17 protein-coding genes are annotated in these 16,712 nt (G+C 70.6%); 7 read left to right on the forward strand and 10 right to left on the reverse strand.

Annotated elements, in window-relative coordinates:
- Positions 1 to 359 precede the first annotated feature (359 nt).
- Positions 360 to 905 (reverse strand): GNAT family N-acetyltransferase, encoded by a 546-nt coding sequence (locus tag ACZ3YO_RS11935; RefSeq protein ID WP_465568832.1) that lies wholly within the window; start codon positions 903 to 905, stop codon positions 360 to 362.
- A 280-nt stretch (positions 906 to 1,185) separates the two neighbouring features.
- Complete coding sequence (locus ACZ3YO_RS11940) at positions 1,186 to 1,956, reverse strand: DUF4328 domain-containing protein (RefSeq protein WP_465568121.1); 771 nt, start codon at positions 1,954 to 1,956, stop codon at positions 1,186 to 1,188.
- Positions 1,957 to 2,108: 152 nt separating this feature from the next.
- On the opposite strand from ACZ3YO_RS11940, the gene ACZ3YO_RS11945 reads away from it, so the two are divergent.
- Positions 2,109 to 2,498, forward strand: a complete 390-nt coding sequence (locus tag ACZ3YO_RS11945; protein WP_465568123.1) for a hypothetical protein — start codon at positions 2,109 to 2,111, stop codon at positions 2,496 to 2,498.
- A 117-nt stretch (positions 2,499 to 2,615) separates the two neighbouring features.
- On the opposite strand, the gene ACZ3YO_RS11950 is transcribed toward ACZ3YO_RS11945, so the two are convergent.
- Positions 2,616 to 3,605 (reverse strand): alpha/beta fold hydrolase, encoded by a 990-nt coding sequence (locus ACZ3YO_RS11950; protein WP_465568125.1) that lies wholly within the window; start codon positions 3,603 to 3,605, stop codon positions 2,616 to 2,618.
- A gap of 140 nt (positions 3,606 to 3,745) precedes the next feature.
- Between ACZ3YO_RS11950 and ACZ3YO_RS11955 the strand changes: the two genes are divergently transcribed.
- Positions 3,746 to 4,393: a helix-turn-helix domain-containing protein gene (locus tag ACZ3YO_RS11955; RefSeq protein WP_465568127.1), complete on the forward strand. Its 648-nt coding sequence runs from the start codon at positions 3,746 to 3,748 to the stop codon at positions 4,391 to 4,393.
- A 38-nt stretch (positions 4,394 to 4,431) separates the two neighbouring features.
- Here the strand turns inward: ACZ3YO_RS11955 and ACZ3YO_RS11960 are convergent, their stop codons facing one another.
- Entirely contained in the window at positions 4,432 to 5,142 is a 711-nt protein-coding gene (locus ACZ3YO_RS11960) for an alpha/beta fold hydrolase (RefSeq protein WP_465568130.1), read from the reverse strand.
- A gap of 403 nt (positions 5,143 to 5,545) precedes the next feature.
- On the opposite strand from ACZ3YO_RS11960, the gene ACZ3YO_RS11965 reads away from it, so the two are divergent.
- Positions 5,546 to 6,136 carry a helix-turn-helix transcriptional regulator gene (locus ACZ3YO_RS11965; RefSeq protein ID WP_465568132.1) on the forward strand — a complete coding sequence of 197 codons (591 nt, stop codon included), beginning with the start codon at positions 5,546 to 5,548 and terminating at the stop codon, positions 6,134 to 6,136.
- Here ACZ3YO_RS11965 and ACZ3YO_RS11970 read toward each other — a convergent pair.
- Entirely contained in the window at positions 6,067 to 6,528 is a 462-nt protein-coding gene (locus ACZ3YO_RS11970; RefSeq protein ID WP_465568833.1) for a pyridoxamine 5'-phosphate oxidase family protein, read from the reverse strand. The two genes, ACZ3YO_RS11965 and ACZ3YO_RS11970, sit on opposite strands and share 70 nt — an antisense overlap.
- A gap of 20 nt (positions 6,529 to 6,548) precedes the next feature.
- On the opposite strand from ACZ3YO_RS11970, the gene ACZ3YO_RS11975 reads away from it, so the two are divergent.
- Entirely contained in the window at positions 6,549 to 6,731 is a 183-nt protein-coding gene (locus ACZ3YO_RS11975) for a hypothetical protein (protein ID WP_465568134.1), read from the forward strand.
- A gap of 53 nt (positions 6,732 to 6,784) precedes the next feature.
- Here the strand turns inward: ACZ3YO_RS11975 and ACZ3YO_RS11980 are convergent, their stop codons facing one another.
- The 5 genes from ACZ3YO_RS11980 to ACZ3YO_RS12000 all read right to left on the reverse strand — a co-directional run bounded on the left by ACZ3YO_RS11980 (position 6,785) and on the right by ACZ3YO_RS12000 (position 14,120).
- Positions 6,785 to 8,152: an NAD(P)/FAD-dependent oxidoreductase gene (locus ACZ3YO_RS11980; RefSeq protein ID WP_465568137.1), complete on the reverse strand. Its 1,368-nt coding sequence runs from the start codon at positions 8,150 to 8,152 to the stop codon at positions 6,785 to 6,787.
- A 94-nt stretch (positions 8,153 to 8,246) separates the two neighbouring features.
- Positions 8,247 to 9,338, reverse strand: a complete 1,092-nt coding sequence (locus tag ACZ3YO_RS11985; RefSeq protein WP_331742318.1) for a vWA domain-containing protein — start codon at positions 9,336 to 9,338, stop codon at positions 8,247 to 8,249.
- Positions 9,339 to 9,542: 204 nt separating this feature from the next.
- The gene (locus tag ACZ3YO_RS11990) at positions 9,543 to 11,393 is read right to left on the reverse strand and encodes a zinc metalloprotease (protein ID WP_465568140.1); all 1,851 of its coding nucleotides are present in this window, start codon (positions 11,391 to 11,393) and stop codon (positions 9,543 to 9,545) included.
- A 220-nt stretch (positions 11,394 to 11,613) separates the two neighbouring features.
- The gene (locus ACZ3YO_RS11995; protein ID WP_465568143.1) at positions 11,614 to 12,138 is read right to left on the reverse strand and encodes a GtrA domain-containing protein; all 525 of its coding nucleotides are present in this window, start codon (positions 12,136 to 12,138) and stop codon (positions 11,614 to 11,616) included.
- A gap of 431 nt (positions 12,139 to 12,569) precedes the next feature.
- Positions 12,570 to 14,120, reverse strand: coding sequence for a TolB family protein (locus ACZ3YO_RS12000; protein WP_465568145.1), 1,551 nt, complete (start codon positions 14,118 to 14,120; stop codon positions 12,570 to 12,572).
- A gap of 392 nt (positions 14,121 to 14,512) precedes the next feature.
- Between ACZ3YO_RS12000 and ACZ3YO_RS12005 the strand changes: the two genes are divergently transcribed.
- The 3 genes from ACZ3YO_RS12005 (at position 14,513) to ACZ3YO_RS12015 (ending at position 16,662) form a co-directional block, all read left to right on the forward strand.
- Positions 14,513 to 15,031 (forward strand): MarR family winged helix-turn-helix transcriptional regulator, encoded by a 519-nt coding sequence (locus ACZ3YO_RS12005; RefSeq protein ID WP_465547281.1) that lies wholly within the window; start codon positions 14,513 to 14,515, stop codon positions 15,029 to 15,031.
- A 150-nt stretch (positions 15,032 to 15,181) separates the two neighbouring features.
- Entirely contained in the window at positions 15,182 to 15,652 is a 471-nt protein-coding gene (locus ACZ3YO_RS12010; RefSeq protein ID WP_465568150.1) for a hypothetical protein, read from the forward strand.
- Between the two features lie 146 nt (positions 15,653 to 15,798).
- Entirely contained in the window at positions 15,799 to 16,662 is an 864-nt protein-coding gene (locus tag ACZ3YO_RS12015; RefSeq protein ID WP_465568153.1) for an NmrA family NAD(P)-binding protein, read from the forward strand.
- The last annotated feature ends 50 nt before the right edge of the window (positions 16,663 to 16,712 follow it).

The raw sequence follows: 16,712 nt of genomic DNA on the forward strand, positions 1-16,712 counted from the left end.
CCGGAGCACTCGAGTGCCCATTGGTGTACCCGTGCCGCATCGGTTGCATCCGACCAACATTCAGCACCCGGAACCGGCTGAATCCCCCCGATACCACCGAGCCGTGGTCACGCGCTCCGACAAGCGCGCCTACGTCTTCCACGGCACCGTGACCGTGGCCTCGATCCGCCCCTGGCTCGATCCGTGATCAGCTCGACTGTGGCCGCCGGCGCCGTCGATCTTCCCGGTACCGCGCGCAGCGCGACTGACATCGCCCGTCCGCCTTCGCTTCCCCTCCGACGCGGTCCACGTGGTCAAGTGGCCTGCCGAGGCCGACGACTGATCGGTGACCTGGTGGATCCGCACTCTCGAGCACGGGCTCAAGCAGACGGCGCGACCGGGGACCACGCGCCGAACCACTGCTCGGCGCCCCACTCCTCGAACCGTTGCACCTCGGTGAACCCGAGCTTCGCCGCGAGGCGCATCGAGCGTTCGTTGGCGGTCTGGGTGCAGAGCACCACCGGCTCGCCGGGAAGCGCGTCGGCGAACCAGCCGAGCGCCGCCGCGCACGCTTCGGCGGCGTACCCGCGTCCCCATGCCTCTGGCAGGAACAGGTAGCCGAGCTCGGCCTCCCCGGCATGCGGACGGACATGACTCCGATGTTCCGAGTCGCGCCGGTTGAGCTCGATGGTGCCGATCATCGCTCCGCCGAGCTCGATCACGAAAAGGCCGGGCCGCCGCCCGGGCACCTCGGGCACCGCGCGCGCGAGCTCACCGCGCGGTCGAGAGCCACCGATGTAGGCGCCCACCTCGGGCGAGGCGAACAGCTCGATGAACGCCGCACGGTCCCGGGCCTCGGACTGGCGGAGCACGAGCCGCTCGGTGCTGATCGGGGCAGGTGGCCAGGGGACGGGGTGCACTGTCATCTCATCCGACACGGAACGGTTCCTGATCCTCTCGACCACACGTTTCGACCTCGTACGACCATGGCAGCAGCGACTTCTGACGTCGCCGAACATCGAGACGCGCTCCAACGGGAACCAGTTGCATTCGCCCGGGAAGATCCGCCGGACCGGGCCTGGCCCCGGCGCTTCCTTGCGGGTAGTCCCACCCACGTCGCCCAATTGACTGATCGTTTCGGAGCCCGAGCAACGCCGCAAGCCCTGGCCCTTTGCTTTGCAAGGTGCCAGGGCCGCGTCAGGGCTCTCAGACCGTCATCATCGCGGCTGGCACGGGGGCGGTCAGCCCGGCCCGGGCATCCTGCATGGCGCTCAGCCGGCGCACGACCAGGATCGCCAGGACGGCAGCAGCGAGAGTGAAGGCGCTCTCCGCAATCTCCAGCACCAGCGAGGTCTGGACAGCCGCGACGTCGGTGTCGACGTCTCCGCTCGCCACGGTGGCAGCGCCCACGGACGCCGCGGTGATCCGATTGAGGATCAGCCCACCGATCCAGGCCGTCCACCAGGACGACACCAGGCCCTGGGAGAGAATCTGCCGCTCACCGTAGGGGCCGGTGACGGGCGCGCTGGCCTGCCAGCAGTCCACCGTGATCCGCCACGGGAACCAGAGGCACACGATGGGCGTGAACCATGCGCCGATCACCCAGCCCTTGCCGTGCTGGTGGGTGCCCCGGGCGAAGAGCTCGGCGTTCTCGCGCACGCGGTAGAGCCAGATGATGAACAGGACGGCCGTCGCGACCAGGACGGTCACCGAGAGCACGTTCAGAGCGTTTGAGAGTGCACGCATGGTGTCGAGGGAATCGTCGGCCGTGTCGGTCGTGCCGTCCGCCAGCGCCCCGACCGACGAGTAGTCGAACATGTCCAGCACTGCCACGGCGAGCGCGAGCCCGCCGTTGACCCCCAGCAGAACCGAGGTTGCCGTCCCGAGCGATGCCGGTGACCGGTACGCACCGGCGCAGGCGAAGCACCGTCCGTCCGCTCCCAGACTCGGACGCACCCTACAAACCAGACAGGACATCAGTCGGTGACCCTCACGCAGAACGCCGAGGTCAAGTCCCCGGGCGGGCTTGACCCTAGCGCTGCCAACGCGCCGCCGCCACCAAGAAAGTCGCAGGCCAGAGGCCTTATTGCCAGATATCCGACACGTCCCCAACCGCTCGACTTTCGCTGATGTGGCGATCTTTGGATGAGGTTCATGCGCTGGCAGCGGCCAAGGCGCGGGTGACGGCGAGGATTTCGGCTTCGCTGGGCTGGCCTGCAAGGTTGGGCATATTGGCGGGCGGCGATCCTGAGGCGGCGGAGCTTGGCGACTACGTCGGCAAGGGCGGGCTCGCGCTTGGTGGTGTACCAGGGCCGCTGCTCGCGGCGCTCGTCGAGGTCGGCGGGGTGGTGGCCGTGGAGCGCGTACCAGAGCACGGTGATCGTGTAGACAGCCAGGCCGAAGGGCACGGCCCGCTCGACCGCGTGCTCGGTGCGGCTTTGCATCTGGCCTACCTGCCCGGCTGCCCATGCGCTCCCACCGCGTGCCAGCGACAGACCAGGGGACGAGGCCGAGCGTGAGCGACGACCCGCTGAAGCTGATGAGGCGGTTCGGCGTCACGGAGTCAACCGCCATGCGCTACATCGGCGCGGCCCACCCGGAACGGACCGCGAAGCTGCCCAGGTAGCCTGCCTGGTTCAGCCCTGGAGGGAGGCGAGCCAGGCGGTCAGCAGGCGGTTGACCTCCTCGGGGCGCTCCTGCTGGATCCAGTGCCCGCAGCCGTCCAGGACGTGCGAGGCGGCCAGGGCGGGCAGGGTGACGGGGTGGGCGTCGATGGCGTCGGCCATCCAGGTCGTGGAGGCGTCCAGGGCGCCGCCGATGAACAGCGACGGCTGCTTGATCAAGGATCCGCGGTGGGGGGCGAGGTCCTCCCAGTCGCGGTCCATGTTGCGGTAGCGGTTGAGGGCCCCGGTCAGGCCGGTGCGCTCGAACTCCCCGGCGTAGACGTCGAGGTCGTCCTCGCCCAGCCAGAAGGGCAGCTTGCCGGTGGGGAAGCGGTCGCGCAGCCGGCCGGAGTCGCGGGTCACGAAGTGCGGGTCGGGCTCGCCCTGGGCGGGCATGGTGTCGGCGGACAGGGCCGCGTAAAAGCCCGCGAGCCAGCCCCGGACGTCGGGCTCTATCTCCGCCTCGGCGCGGCCGGGCTCCTGGAAGTACGAGACGTAGAACTCCTGCTCCGGGCCGCCGATCTGGCCGAAGACATCGGTGGGGCGGGGGCCACCGGGCGGCGTGTAGGGGACGCTCAGCAGGGCGACGGCGCGAAAGATCTCGGGGTGGATCAGGGCGGAGGTGGCCGCGATGTTGGAGCCCCAGTCGTGGCCGACGATCACCGCGCTCTCCTCGCCGAGGGCGCGCATGAGGGCGACGTTGTCCTCCACCAGGTCGAGCATCCGGTAGGCGTCCGTCGCGGCTGGCTTGAAGGAGCGGCCGTAGCCGCGCACGTCGAGCGCCACCGCCCGGTACCCGGCTGCGGCGAGGGCCGGGAGCTGGTTGCGCCAGGAGTACCAGGACTCGGGAAAGCCGTGGACGAGCAGGACCAGTGGGCCGGTGCCTTGTTCGACCAGGTGCAGGCGCCCGGCCGGCGCCTCGATGGTGCGGTGGCGAAGGTGGGCGGACGGCTCGGGGTGCATGGGCTTCTCCTCGTTTCACGGGCGGACGCGGGTACCCGTCGATCATGCGGCGCGGCAGCCGCCCGACGCGATCAGTCTTGCCAATCCGGCAAACTTGCAGGACAGGGTCGGGCGGCGTGGCCGGAGGGAGCGGGGCGAGGATGGCGGACGACGGCATAGCCGACACGCTGGCGGCGATGGGCCCCCGGCTGCGGGCCGCGCGCGAGCAGCGCGGCGCCACGCTCACCGGCATCAGCTGTGCGACCGGCATCTCGCTGAGCACGCTGTCGCGGATCGAGACCGGCCGGCGCAAGCCGACGCTGGAGGTGCTGCTGCAACTGGCGAAGGAGTACGGCGTCTCCCTGGACGAGCTGGCCGGCACCGGACCCGCCGCCACGACCGGACCGCGCGCCCCGGTGCTGCAGCGCCTCGGCGACGACAAGGCGGTGCTGCCGCTGACCCGGTACGTGGGGGGCCTGCACGCCCATAAGCACGTCCTGCCCGCCGTCGAGGAGCCGCCGGCACGACCGCGGCAGGTTTCCCACGACGGGTATGAATGGCTGTGCGTTCTGTACGGGCGCCTGTGGCTGGCGCTCGGCGGGCAGGACCTCGTCCTGACCGCCGGAGACGTCGCCGAGTTCGACACCCGCACCGCGCACGGAGTCGCGAACGCCGGACCCGGCGGACCGGTCGAGTACCTGATCATGTTCGGGCCGCAGGGAGAGCGCTTGCGACCGCGCACCCCTCCAGCCGCCGGTGGCGGGGCCCGTCAGCCGCGCGGCCGGGCCGGTCATAGAGCACAGCCGTAAGACCCGGAACTCGTACACGTCAAGACGCTCCGCGACCCTCAGCGGCAGGCCTGTCGTGCGTGCGTCGAGGCATCCGCGGTGCACTCGTCGAGCAGTAGTGCAGCGACCGCCTCCGGGGCCTCATGCATGGCGTCGTGGCCGGTTGGGAGGTCATGGACCTGCCACTCGGGATCGGCTTGCAGTCGGGTGCGGAGTTCGGCGAACGGCGTCCGGTCCTCCCATCCTGAGCAGTAGACGAACTCCCGGCGGGGCACCCGGTCGAGCGCGCCCGTGAGCCGGATCGTCTGCAAGAACGAGGCGAGGGGATGGGGACGGCGGCGGGGATCGCCGCCGTCCGGCGGTCGGACGGCGTAACCGGTGGTCGCGGCGCCGGCAGCGAACACCTCCCGGTAGCGCTCGGTCGTCGACGACCAGCACGACTCGCCGTCGCGCGGTACGTAGGCGTCGAGATGCACCAGACGCGAGATCCGGCCGCCGGCTCGATCGGCGGCCGCGGCGATCACCATGCCGCCGTAACTGTGCCCGACGAGCGTCGCGCTGGTGATGTGGGCCCGATCGAGGAGCCGCAGGACGTCGTCGGCGTGCGTGTCGAGGTTGGCGCTCGCGACCGTCGCGTTGTCGTCGTCCGGCCGCAGACCGGTCAGGGTCAGGGCGTGAACGACATGACCGGCGCGCTCCAGCAGCGGAACCACCGCCTCGAACGACCAGGAGCCGTGCCAACCGCCGGGCACGAGGACGAACCTCGCCATGCGCTTCTCCTTCTCTCGATCCGCGGCATCGAGGCACGCTGCCTCGATGCCAGGGGGTCCGGTCGGGTGGCCTGCGCGACCGACGACCGCTCCGCATGAAAGAAGTGTCACCAGATCAGGGTGTGGCGTGCTACCGGTAGGATGCCAACTGATGCCCGTTCGCCGCCAACCTCGCCTGCACGCCGGCGTGACGTCCCATGTGTGGCCGTCCGGCGGGCGCCACCTCTGGCCGTCCGGCGAAACCAGCGCAGCACAGTCACACCCACGGGGGCACCTGGTATACGCAGCCGGCGGCGTCCTGGCGGTTCACACCGAGCACGGCACGTCGATCGTTCCCGCCAACCGGGTCGCCTGGACCCCCACCGGGTTCACGCACTACCACCGCGCCCACGGCGACACCGACATGCGGATCGTCTTTCTCACGCCATCCCTCGCCCGGCTCCTACCCGACCATCCCGCCGTCTTCCTGGCCTCCGGCCTCGCCCGCGAGGTCCTGCTCGCCCTGACCGGCCCCCGCAACTACGACGACACGTCGGGCTACAGCCGCTCCGCGCACTCTCGCCTCCTCCGTGTCCTCGTCGACGAACTCCGCGAAGCACACGAACAGCCACTGCACCTGCCGGAGCCACGGGACGACCGACTGCAGGCCATCGCCCGGATGCTGTACGAGAAGCCGGCGGACAATGCCACGCTGGCCGAACTCGGCAAGACGATCGGAGCCAGCACCCGCACCCTCAGCCGACTGCTGCGCAGCGAACTCGGCATGACCTTCTATGAGTGGCGCACGCAGCTACGCATCTACCACGCTCTCGTGCTCCTCGCCGACGGCCACGACACCATCCAAACCGCCTACGCCTGCGGATGGGCCAACCCCAGCAGCTTCATCGCGGCGTTCACCAGCGTCATCGGGACGACCCCGGGCCGCTACCGAACCGGTCGCCAGAGCACCGCCCACGCGTCTCGACTCCCGACGGCGGTCAAGTCCTCGGGGTGATGCGTACTCGCACCCGCGACGACAGTGGCCGGCGACCGGACGATGGCCGGCGCAGGCCGCCGTGAGGGCCCTCGCCCCGTGTGAGCCCGGATCCCGCGAATTCCGACCAGTTGGCAGGAATTCGCGGGATTCACTGTCAGAGACGGATTCAACGGGCCGACAGATATCCGGCCGACTCCCCGACGGGCCACTGAACCCGGACCTGTGAAGTGGATGTCCACGGAGTGGTACGGGTTCTCGGTGTCGAAGACGGCGAGGCTGATCCGTGGGTCCCGGGCGAGGCTGCGTGCCTTCTGGCGCCCCGCCGTGGTGGAGAACAGCACCGCGTCCCCGTCCCCCGCGATCCAGACCACCGAGGTCTGCGGCCCGCCGTCCCGATTCAGCGTCGCGATGGTGGTCCTTCACGGAGCGGGTGACCACGGCAGGATGGCGCACCGTGCCCTCCAGCTACGTCGTCTGCGACCGTGACAAGGCGCTCGAACCGCCCCGGCAACGCGAGCTCGCCACGCGCACCGGTTCCGTCCACCGCCTACCGAGCAGCCACTTGCCGTTCCTCACATCGGCCGCCGCTGCTGCCATCGAGTTCCCCGCCTGATCGGTGATCATAGTGAGGAGGCATGCCGTGGCGGGTTCCGGGACGGAAGCCGGTCACGACCCTGTGTGTGACAGGTGCGCGGGTGGCACGGCGGCCCGCCTGTGCCTGAGGTTGACGGCCGAAGCCTTGGCCAGTGCCACGGGGTTCAGGAATCGCAGCGGGCCTATCAGGCGGGATGCGAAGCGATACATGTGCCGCGCCATCGATTCATCGCGCGCTGCGGCCGAGAACATGAGCCGCTCCAAGGGATTGAACGGACGGCCCTTGGCGAAGTCGGCGGCCAGGTACTGGTGACCGCGCAGCCGGCGCCGGTGCGTGCGGGCGTACACCGCGAGCGACCTGTCGAGGTCACCCCGACCGGTTGCGGCCGAGGCGACCGTCTCGGCCAACCATTGCGCGGACTGCAGGGCCCATCCGCATCCCACTCCCCACAACGGGTCGCCGGTCAGGGCGGCGTCGCCGATCAACGCGACACCCGGGGCGGTCGGCTTGCGGCTGTGAAGCGGGTAGTCGACGGTGCCGATGATCTTCGTGATGCGCTCGGCGGAGTCCACGGGCGGTGCCTCGGGCAGGGCGCGGACGAATTCGAGGAAGCTGCCCTCCAGGTCTTCCCGGAAGGCCGGCAGCCGTCGCTTGTCCGGGAGCACCGCGACGACCGTCACCCCGTCGTCGTTGGGAAACGCGTACGCCATGTCGGGCTCGAGGAACCAGGTCTGACCGATACCGCCGTGCAGCGGAAGATCGCGGAAGTGCGCGAGATAGCCGAACCGCGCGTTCTCGTGCAGCCGAGCAGGCACTCCGGCGAACTTCGCCACGGCCGAGTCCTTGCCATCGGCGCCGACCACCAGCCGGGCCCGGATCTCACGCTCGCCCTTCTGCGTCGACGCGCGCACCCCCACGGTTCGCCCGGCTTCACGGACCAGCCCGGTGACCTGGTGACCGGGGAACAGATCGACACCAGGGGTCTGCGCCGCACGGGACCTGATCAACGGGTCGAGGGTGCTGCGCCGAATGTTGTACGCGTACGGCAGTTCGGGGCCCGCCGACGCCGCCCTCGGCTCGATCCACCCCCAGCGGGTGTACCAGCGGGCTTCGTTGCGGACGGCTCCCGCCTCCTCGAGAGCGGGGACGAGGCCGAGTTCGTCCAGCACCGGGTACGCGGCGGCCTGGAGGGAGTGGGTGCAGAGCACCTTGTACGCGCCCGGGTCCGACCGGCGTTCCAGCAGTGCGACGCGGACACCGCGTCGAGCGAGCAGGATCGCCGCGGCGCTGCCGGCGAGGCTGGCGCCGCTGATGACGACGTCGTAGTCGTATCCCGCGCTCTCAGACTTCGTCATGCGCTGATCGCTCCCTTCGGGGTGTGGTGCCGTTCGTGGGAGTGGTGCACTGCCAGTGCTGTCAGGAACATGAACAGTTGTCAAGGGTGATGGATCGGATGATGTGCGATCAGGCCGTCGTCGCCATCCTCCCGCGCGTTCGGCCCGGGCGCCGCCCCTCGAACCCCGCGGCCCTCTGCTACAGGGTGACAAGCAGCTTGGTACCCGGCACCAACTTCCGGTTGACGGACGTGGACTGGACGAACACGGTGTACGACGGGTTGTCACCCGGCTTCACCGTGACCTCCGACTCCGGCAGGCCGAGGAGCCGGCGGGCCGCCGGGCCCGAGAACACCCTGCCCGTCATCCGGCCGGTGGCAGGGTCCTTCTCCGCCACGGCGAGCTGCTTGCCGCCCTGGATCTTCTCGCGCTTGGACAGCTCGTAGAAGGCGCAGCCACTCTTGTAGGCGTGCCCGGCGCTGGTGACGAAGTCGCGGATCGGCATCTGCTGGTCGACCGGGATCAGGATGTACTTGCCGGTGTCCAGGGCGTCAAGATTGGCCTTCACCTCGGCCGTGTTCAGGTCCTGGCCCATGGCGAAAAGGTTCCTGGTGCCACGCACGCCCTGTTCACGGCCCCGCAGGAAGCTCGTGGCAGCGGCCTTGACGGTGCCGATGGCCTCCTCGACGCCCTTGCTGGAATCCGCGTCCCAGATCGCGATGTTGCCCGCCGGGAAGCCGTACTCCTGAGCGGTGCGCTTGGCCAGGGAGTTCGGGACCAGGATCGCCGAGGTCCAGTGGTCGGGAAGGTCGTCCATGGCGCCCTGGATCCGGTCCATCCAGCTGCGCAGCACCGCGGTGCCCTTGCCACCGGCCATGCGGGTGTGCATCTGGCCGCTCTCCGAACAGCCCGAGGCGTTCTCCTCGCCGTCGGTGACGACGACCTGGAGGAAGGAGTGCTCCCCGTACCCCTCCCAGATGTTCTTCAGGTCGTCGACGGACTTCACGGCCGCCTCGATCAGCGCCGTCGCACCGTTGTCGACCGCGTAGAGGCCCCGCAGGGACGGCAGGTGCTTGACGTCCATGTCCCAGACCAGGTTCTGCACCTCGTGATCGAAGGCGTAGAGGCTGATGCGGGTCTCGTGGCCGAGCCGGTCGGACTCCTCCTGAAGGCCCTTCACGAACTCGTCCACCACGCGGACAAGCTGCGCCTCGTGCTGGCGCATCGAGCCCGACTTGTCGACCACGAGCGAAACGTGGTTGACCTTGTGCTTGATCCTGTTCACCGACATGCCTCTACCCCTGTTCCAACGCCCTTTTCGACGCCTTTTCCGGCGCCCCTCCAACGTTGATCCCACACTACGAGGCGGCACTGACAGACGGTCCGACCTGGGGTTTCATGGGCCCCATGACCGGTTTCGGAGTCTGACGCAGGGAGGTGGCTGCCGGATTCGGCGGGGCGGCGCCGACAGGGTGCAGCTGATCTCCGGGGCCGGTCAGGTCGACCAGGGAAGGACCTCGTGGCCCGGCGGTGCGAGCGGCCCGTCCGGGATCGTCACGTGGGCCACCGAGTCCAGTTCAACCGGTGCCGGACGGACGCTCGCGTCGTTGACCAGTGTCGCGAGCTCGCCGACTGCCTGCCGGTAGGCCGCCTCTTCCCGCTCGGTGTGGAGGTACGCCAGGACGTCGGTCAGCCGCTGCACCTGGTCGACGCGCTCCGGCCTGACTCGCCGCCACAGATCCGGCGGCAGCAGGACCTTGTACTTGGAGAAGCGGTGACCGATGTCGATGAAGTTCTGGAGACAGGAGTCGCGCGTCCGGTCGAACTCCGGCGGGTAGCGGTACTCCCGGCCGCGGAACCCGACCCACACCTGATCGCCGGCCTCGCCGAACGACGTCGACACCGTCGCGTGGACGTCCAGCTCGAACGTCTCGTCGGCGGGCCGGTTGGCCAGCCGTAGGCGTGCCCCCGCGGGCAGGGGTTCGATCGTGTAGGCCACGACGACCGGACGGACGTCCTCCTGTGTGTCGAGCCTGGGGTTGGCGACCTGCACCTGCTTCGACAGCAGCAGCTGCCCGGACGGCCCCTTCAGGCGCGTGCCGTCGACGGTCCACGCCACGGTCACGGGTACGTCCGCGGGCGGGTAGCTCGCCTCGACCACGGCCTCCTGGGTGTTGGCGAGCTCGCGGTAGTCCCAGGTGCCCACGACACACAACTTCTCGCCCGGCGCCCAGGTGGTCTCGCCCGCCCCCACCTCGTCCTCGCGCAGGGTCTCCACGCGGTCCGTGAACGCGATCTCGACCGGCTGGACCCTTCGCGGACGGAGACGGACCGTCACCGTGTGATCGGCCGGGGACCGGGCGATCACCTCCATGCCGAAACCCGGACCGTTGTAGACGCCGCCCCACGACCCGAAAGCGATCGGCAGACGGCGCAGCGCCAGGTACGTCGTCGCGAAGGTACCGGGGTAGTGCGCATCACCGGTACTGCCGCGGCCCTGCGCGACGATCAGCGCCGGCGTGCCCTGGCCTTGGTCCCAGTCGGCGTTCTCCCGGTACTCGATGACGTAGTTCCGCCCGCCGGGGGCCAGCACTTCCAGCGCCTGCGGTGGCAGAGCGGTGTCCCGGCCCAGCCAGTGCCGGCTGCGCAGGGTGAACTCGGCGGCGCCCGCGGTGGCCGGATCGTAGGTGTGCGCGTGGAGCCACCCATGGCCCAGCGCGGTCGTCGCGTTCAGGCTCGGGCCGAGCCCCGAGTACTCGGGCCGGTTGTCTCGTGGCGTGGCCGGGAGGTAGGAGCTGCCGATGCCTCCGTAGGCCATCGCGCTCATGATGCAGTACGGGTGCGCGTAGCCGCCGTAGTCCTCCCCGGGATCCTTGAAGGCTGGGTCGCCGAAGGAGTGGGTCAGGCCGAGTGCGTGACCCAACTCGTGGGCCACGAAGTCGAACCGGTCGTTCACCCGCGTGACGATTCCGTGGTGCTGCCGGTGACGGGAGGTCGCCACGTCCGACCCGCCGTTGGACGGGTAGCCGTCCCTCAGCCCCAGCACCACGACGACGACGTCGAACGGTGAGAAGTCGACGCCCCGGCTGTCCTCCAGCGCCCGAATCGCCCGATCGAGCGCCTTGCGGCGCGTGGACAGGTCGGGAGCGGGGTCGTCGATGAACGCCCAGTCGAACACCTCACCGGTGAGCAGCACCTCGTTGTCGGTCTGCTTGAGCCAGTACGACGCCTGACCGTGTGTCGGACTGAAGAAGTAGGAGACGTACCAGGGGGCGTCACCGCGAAGGTTCAGCGGCTGCCCTGCCGGGAGGCCGAGGAGAATGACGGCAGTTCGGACGACAGGCACGATCGGGCTCCATCATGCGTGGTGGCCGTGGCCGGGTCTGGTGCTCAGGACGCTCACGGCCCCGGAACTATCCCACAGGCTGGTTGCACGAGGTCTCGTCACCGCAAGCACCGGCGTGTTGCCCGGGTGCCGTCGGATCAGCCCGGGCGGGGCGCCGCGCTCGACACCGGCAGGCTCCCTGCGAAGAATGGATGCGCCCTTCCCTGACCCGGGGAAACGCTCAGGCTGCGCGGCAGAGTGCCCCGCGGCCGGTCGGGGCCGAGGTGAGGGCAACGGTCGCGTGCGCGGGAGGGGCGTGGCGGACGGTGGCCGCGGCCTGCGAGCGGCTCCGCGTGAAGACGACCAGGCGCAGCACCGCGAAGCGCGCGACGCCGGCGAGTGCGGAGGCCGTGAGGTAGACGGCCTGCTGAAGCAACGCACCGGGCGCCGCCGCCACCTGCTGCAGGGCAAGCATCGCCAGGCAGGTCACCGCGTACGCCGCTGCCGCCGACCCGGCCGACTGGGAGTGCTGGCGCCACGTCGCGCGCCGGCCCGCGCCGAAGGTGAAGCGGGCGTGCAGCTCGGTGGCGAGGAGCGTGGAGACCACGGTGATCAGGGCGTTGGCCAGGATCCAGGGAATCCAGGAGGCGAGGGCCGTCACGGCGAAGCTGGAAGCCAGCCCCACCGAGCCGCCGAAGAGGACGAAGCGGGCGAAGGCCGTGACGGCTCCGGGTGCCGCCTGCTGCCGGCTCTGCACTGTCTCCATGATCCGCCCCCTGCTGATGGCCCACCCGCGTACCGCACGCCCGTCGGTCTGCGAGACCGGAGCACGCCGCCCGGGGCACCGGCCCACAACCCGCCGCCGCTGTTTCTGACGATGGAAACGCTACGTTGCCTTCAGATTTCACGCAACAAGACAGTTGCACGGAAACACTATTGATGCAGGCCACAGCGGCAATATCGTTGCAATCGCCTCACTTCTAACGCAATGACAGGCGCCCGATCGTTGCACTGGATTGACGGTTAACGCTATGCCGATCGGGGAGACGTGAACGCATCCGCCGTGCGGCGGGGCGGATCGATTCGCCCCACCGCACGGCCCACCGACCACCGCCCCGCCCTCCTGCTCCCGTACGCGCATCGCCTCGCGGTTCGCGGTTCCCAGTTCGCAGTTCACGGTGCGACCAACGCTTCCGGTCAGTCGTCGTCCTGGCCCTGGTCGTCGTCACCGTCGCCGTCGCCGTGGTTCCCGGTGGTGCGGGCGAAGACCTGGTAGTCGGTGGTCGCCGGGCCGCCGGTGCCGGCGAGCAGGTTTCCGCTGGTCGAGCCGAACACCACCGTGTCGCCGCGGGCGTCCACGACCGGGTCGATCGAGGAGCCGTTGCCGGGCGAACCGTCCGGCGCGGTGGCGATCCGCTCGGTGCGGCCGGTCTTCAGGTCCTGGCGGTAGACGTCCCAGCCCTGGTGCTGCGGGCCCGTCACCAGGTTGTCGGCGGCGGAGGAGAAGTAGACCCAGCGGTTGTCGGCGGTGATCCGGCCGTGGTCGGAGGAGCCGACCGAGGTGGTCCCGGACAGGCCGCCGCTGATCTTCGTCACGGTGCCCTTCCTGAGATCCCGGACGTACAGCACGGTGTGGTACCGGTGGCCGTTCGTCGACCCGCCGGGCTCGGGCAGGGCGTAGATCGCGCGCCGCCCGTCGGGGCTGATCGTCGCGTCGAAGCTCGCGTAGCCGAGCTTGCCGTCGAGGTCGAGGCTCGCGGCGGCGATGCGGCCTGAGTCCACGTCGTACGTGTAGTAGGCGCCGGTCGTCGGCCGGGCCAGGTCCGGCTGGACCAGGCTCGCCCGGGCGCTGCGGGGCACGGCCGCGGCGATGCCCCGGGCCGGTTCCACGTCGGCGGCGGCGCCCTCGGCGGCCGGGGCCGCGAGTGCGGGGGTCTGCTCGGCGGGCAGCAGGTTGCCGGCGAAGGAGGTGAAGCCGATGGTACGGCCGTCCGCGCTGATCGTCGGGTTGAGGGACATGCCGTCGCCCGGCTTGCCGTCGACGCCGCGGGTCACCAGCCGGGTCTTCCCGGTCCAGCGGTCGGTGACGTAGATGTTGTAGTCCCAGGTGTAGGGCCTGGCCATCGACGGGTCGCCACCCTGGGGGCCGGGGGCGAGGTCGGTCCGGCTGGATACGAAGGCCACGTAGCGGCCGTTCGCGCTGACCGAGGGCGCGTACGAGGCGTGGAACCGCTCGGTGTCGGTGCTGGTGGGCGCCCCGCTGACCAGCTCCGTGCGGCCGGTCCGCCGGTCGCGGATGTACACCTCGTCGCGCCCCTGGACCTGCATGCCGGGCACCACGTCCGCGGAGTCGCTGTCGAAGGCGACGTACCGGCCGTCGGCGTTGATCGCGACGTAGTCGGTGAAGCCGTCCAGCACGGCGCCGTCGTCGGACAGGTTGATCCGCTCGGTGCGGCCGGTCCGCAGGTCGCGGACATAGGCGTCGCGTCCGCTCTTCGCGGGCTGGGCCACCAGGTTCGTGGCCCACGAGGTGAACAGGGCGTAGCGGCCGTCGGCGCTGATCCCCCGGCTCCATGACTGGTTGTCCGGCACGGCGCCGTTCAGCCCGACGCTGACCTGGACGGTGCCGCGCGGTGCCGGGTCGGCCTGGGCGGGTGCGGCGGTCGCGGCGAGGACGGCGGCGGTCGCGAGGATGCTGCCACCGACGGCCGGCCACCGGTTGCGGGTGGTACGGGTGCTGCGTGCCATGAGGTCTGTCCTTCCCCCTGTGATCGCCCGGCCGGGCTCCCTCCCGGCGGCGGGCTTCAGGAGAGCCAAACCGTCGGGAGGCACGGCGGTCAACGGTCACGGATGACCTCTGCGGGAAATACGTCAACAGGTGTACACCGCATGGGAGTCGGGCCCACCTGCCGAGCGTCCCGGCCTCGGGGGGCACAGGCGGAGCGGGAATAGTTCCCGTCGCGGGCACGGTCGACACGCTGCCGGGGCGGGGCCGGCGCAGCGGAACGGGAGCGCGGAGTCGCTGGACAGCGGGCGCGGAGGGGGTCGGCGAGCCGGTCGCCGGGGGGTCAGATCCGGCCAGGGCGGCCAAGTGCCTGGGCGCCTTGACAACCAAGGTAATTAGCCGCCATATTACCTTCATGACGAGGGATGGGGTCGACGACGAGGTGCCCACGCTGGACCAGGCCAGGCGGCAGGTCGAGCACTACGGCCTGGAGACCGATCCGCAGGCGGTGCTCGTCGCCGTACGACTGATCTCGGCGGGCGCGCGGGTCGGCCGGGCGGCCGAGGCGCACTTCGCCAGGTTCGGCCTGTCGACGGGGCGCTACCGCCTGCTCGCCGACCTCGAAGCCCACGGCGGAGAGAAGTCCCCTTCACGCCTTGCGGCAGACCTCGACGTCTCCCGGGCCACGATCACCGGCCTGCTGGACGGCCTTGAGCGCGAGGGCCTGATCGCCCGGCGCCCGTCCGCGGAGGACGGACGCGGCACGGTGGCCGTTCTGACGGCGCGCGGTGCGCAGCGCCTTCGCGACATGGCGCCCGAGCACTTCGGGCGGCTGGAGGCGATGGTGGGCGGGCTCAGCGTCGAGGAGCGCGCGGTGTTCCTCGATCTGCTCGCGCGCGTGGTGCGCGGCAGTGCGGCCCTGGCCGCCGACTGACCCGGTTCTCGGCCGTCCCTGGCCCCGCCCTCCGGGCAGGGCCTTTTTCGCGAACATATAGTTAGCCGCCTAATTTCTTTGGCCGGTAGGTCCGCCGGCCACCCCGCAGCAACCCTTCGCTTTCCTCACGCTGACGAGAAAGAGGCCCCCATGCCCGCAATGAAGGACAGAGCCGGCCGAAGCCGGGCGGCGTCCCGGCCGTTCACCCTGTGGCGCGAGGTACTGACCGCCTACGCCGCCCCCGCGCTGATGGCCGGCACCGCCGGGGTCGTCACCGGGCAGCGGGACCTGGCGGTTGCGGCGTGCACCTCCATCGCCGGCACCTCCGCCGTGGTGGCGTTCCTGGTCGGCACCTGGCTGGGGCACGGCGGGAGGCCGCGGCGGTGGACCACCGCCGTACCGCGCGTCGCCCTGACCGCCGTACTCGTGGTCACCGCCGCCGGCGCAGCGGCCCTGCTGGGGTGGCTCGCCGCCCGATGGCTGCCCGCCCACACCCCGGTCCCGGCCGGTCCCTGGCTGGAACGCCTGCGCATCGACCTGCCCGTCTCCGCGGCCCTCGCCACCACCATCGTCACCCTGCGCTGGCGCAGCATCATCACCACCACCGCATCCCGGCCATAGCCCACCGCGGCACCGGACCTGCCCGACTGCCCGCCCCGCGGGCCCGGGCCCGGGCCCGGGCCCGGCCGGGTCCACCCCGGCGGCACCCGCCGCCGGGTACCCACCAGGAAACCCACCAGGAAGTGAGAACACCGATGATCGTTGTCATGGGAGCGACCGGAGCCACCGGGAACGCCCTTCTCCACAGCCTCCTCGCACTCGGCGAACCCGTTCGCGCGCTGACCCGTACCCCCCAGCGGCCGCTGCCCGGCCTTACCGGCGCACACCGTCCGCCTGTCGAGGTCCGGTACGCCGACGCCGCCGACCCCCACTCGCTGCGCGCAGCCTTCGAGGGCGCGAGCGGGCTCTTCCTCGCCATGGCCAACAGCCCCGCCCAGGTCGAACTCGAAACCCGCGTCATCGACATCGCCGCCCACTCCGGCATCGGGCACATCGTCAAGATCTCCGCGCCCGCAGCCGAACCCGACTCCCCCGTCGCCATATCCCGCGGACACCACGCCGTCGAGGACCACCTGCGCACCTCAGGGCTCACCCACACCGTCCTGCGCCCCTACGCGTTCATGCAGAACCTCCTGCGGCCGGCGCCCACCCTCGCCCAGGGCCTCCTCCTCGGCACGATGAGCGACGCGCCCTGCAACTACGTCGACTGCCGTGACATCGGCGACGTCGCCGCCGCCGCGCTCACCAGGCCCGACATCGCCGGCGGCACGTACACCCTCACCGGCCCGGAAGCCGTGTCCCACCCCGAACTCGCCTCCCGGCTGTCCGCCCTGACCGGCAGGGAGATCCGCTACGTCGACCTCAGCCCGAACGAACTGCGGGACAACCTCATCCACCACGCCCACCTGCCGACCTGGCTCGCCGACCACGTGACGGAGATCCAGCAACTCGCCGTAGCCCGGCCCGAGACCCCCACCACCACCGTCGCCGACATCCTCGGCCGCCCGCCCCGCACCCTGGACGCCTTCCTGCGCGAACACGGCGACCACTTCCGCCGACAGGGCCGATGACCGACCCCGGCAACTCGACCGCTTCAGCGGCCGCCGGCGACTTCCACGGC

Source organism: Kitasatospora sp. NPDC022785, from assembly GCF_055561295.1.

Excerpts from the sequence above, each read along its gene's own strand:
- ACZ3YO_RS11935 (WP_465568832.1), bottom strand. The coding sequence starts at position 905 with ATGACAGTGCACCCCGTCCCCTGGCCACCTGCCCCGATCAGCACCGAG.
- ACZ3YO_RS11940 (WP_465568121.1), bottom strand. The coding sequence starts at position 1,956 with ATGTCCTGTCTGGTTTGTAGGGTGCGTCCGAGTCTGGGAGCGGACGGA.
- ACZ3YO_RS11945 (WP_465568123.1), top strand. The coding sequence starts at position 2,109 with ATGTGGCGATCTTTGGATGAGGTTCATGCGCTGGCAGCGGCCAAGGCG.
- ACZ3YO_RS11950 (WP_465568125.1), bottom strand. The coding sequence starts at position 3,605 with ATGCACCCCGAGCCGTCCGCCCACCTTCGCCACCGCACCATCGAGGCG.
- ACZ3YO_RS11955 (WP_465568127.1), top strand. The coding sequence starts at position 3,746 with ATGGCGGACGACGGCATAGCCGACACGCTGGCGGCGATGGGCCCCCGG.
- ACZ3YO_RS11960 (WP_465568130.1), bottom strand. The coding sequence starts at position 5,142 with ATGGCGAGGTTCGTCCTCGTGCCCGGCGGTTGGCACGGCTCCTGGTCG.
- ACZ3YO_RS11965 (WP_465568132.1), top strand. The coding sequence starts at position 5,546 with ATGCGGATCGTCTTTCTCACGCCATCCCTCGCCCGGCTCCTACCCGAC.
- ACZ3YO_RS11985 (WP_331742318.1), bottom strand. The coding sequence starts at position 9,338 with ATGTCGGTGAACAGGATCAAGCACAAGGTCAACCACGTTTCGCTCGTG.
- ACZ3YO_RS11995 (WP_465568143.1), bottom strand. The coding sequence starts at position 12,138 with ATGGAGACAGTGCAGAGCCGGCAGCAGGCGGCACCCGGAGCCGTCACG.
- ACZ3YO_RS12000 (WP_465568145.1), bottom strand. The coding sequence starts at position 14,120 with ATGGCACGCAGCACCCGTACCACCCGCAACCGGTGGCCGGCCGTCGGT.
- ACZ3YO_RS12005 (WP_465547281.1), top strand. The coding sequence starts at position 14,513 with ATGACGAGGGATGGGGTCGACGACGAGGTGCCCACGCTGGACCAGGCC.
- ACZ3YO_RS12010 (WP_465568150.1), top strand. The coding sequence starts at position 15,182 with ATGCCCGCAATGAAGGACAGAGCCGGCCGAAGCCGGGCGGCGTCCCGG.
- ACZ3YO_RS12015 (WP_465568153.1), top strand. The coding sequence starts at position 15,799 with ATGGGAGCGACCGGAGCCACCGGGAACGCCCTTCTCCACAGCCTCCTC.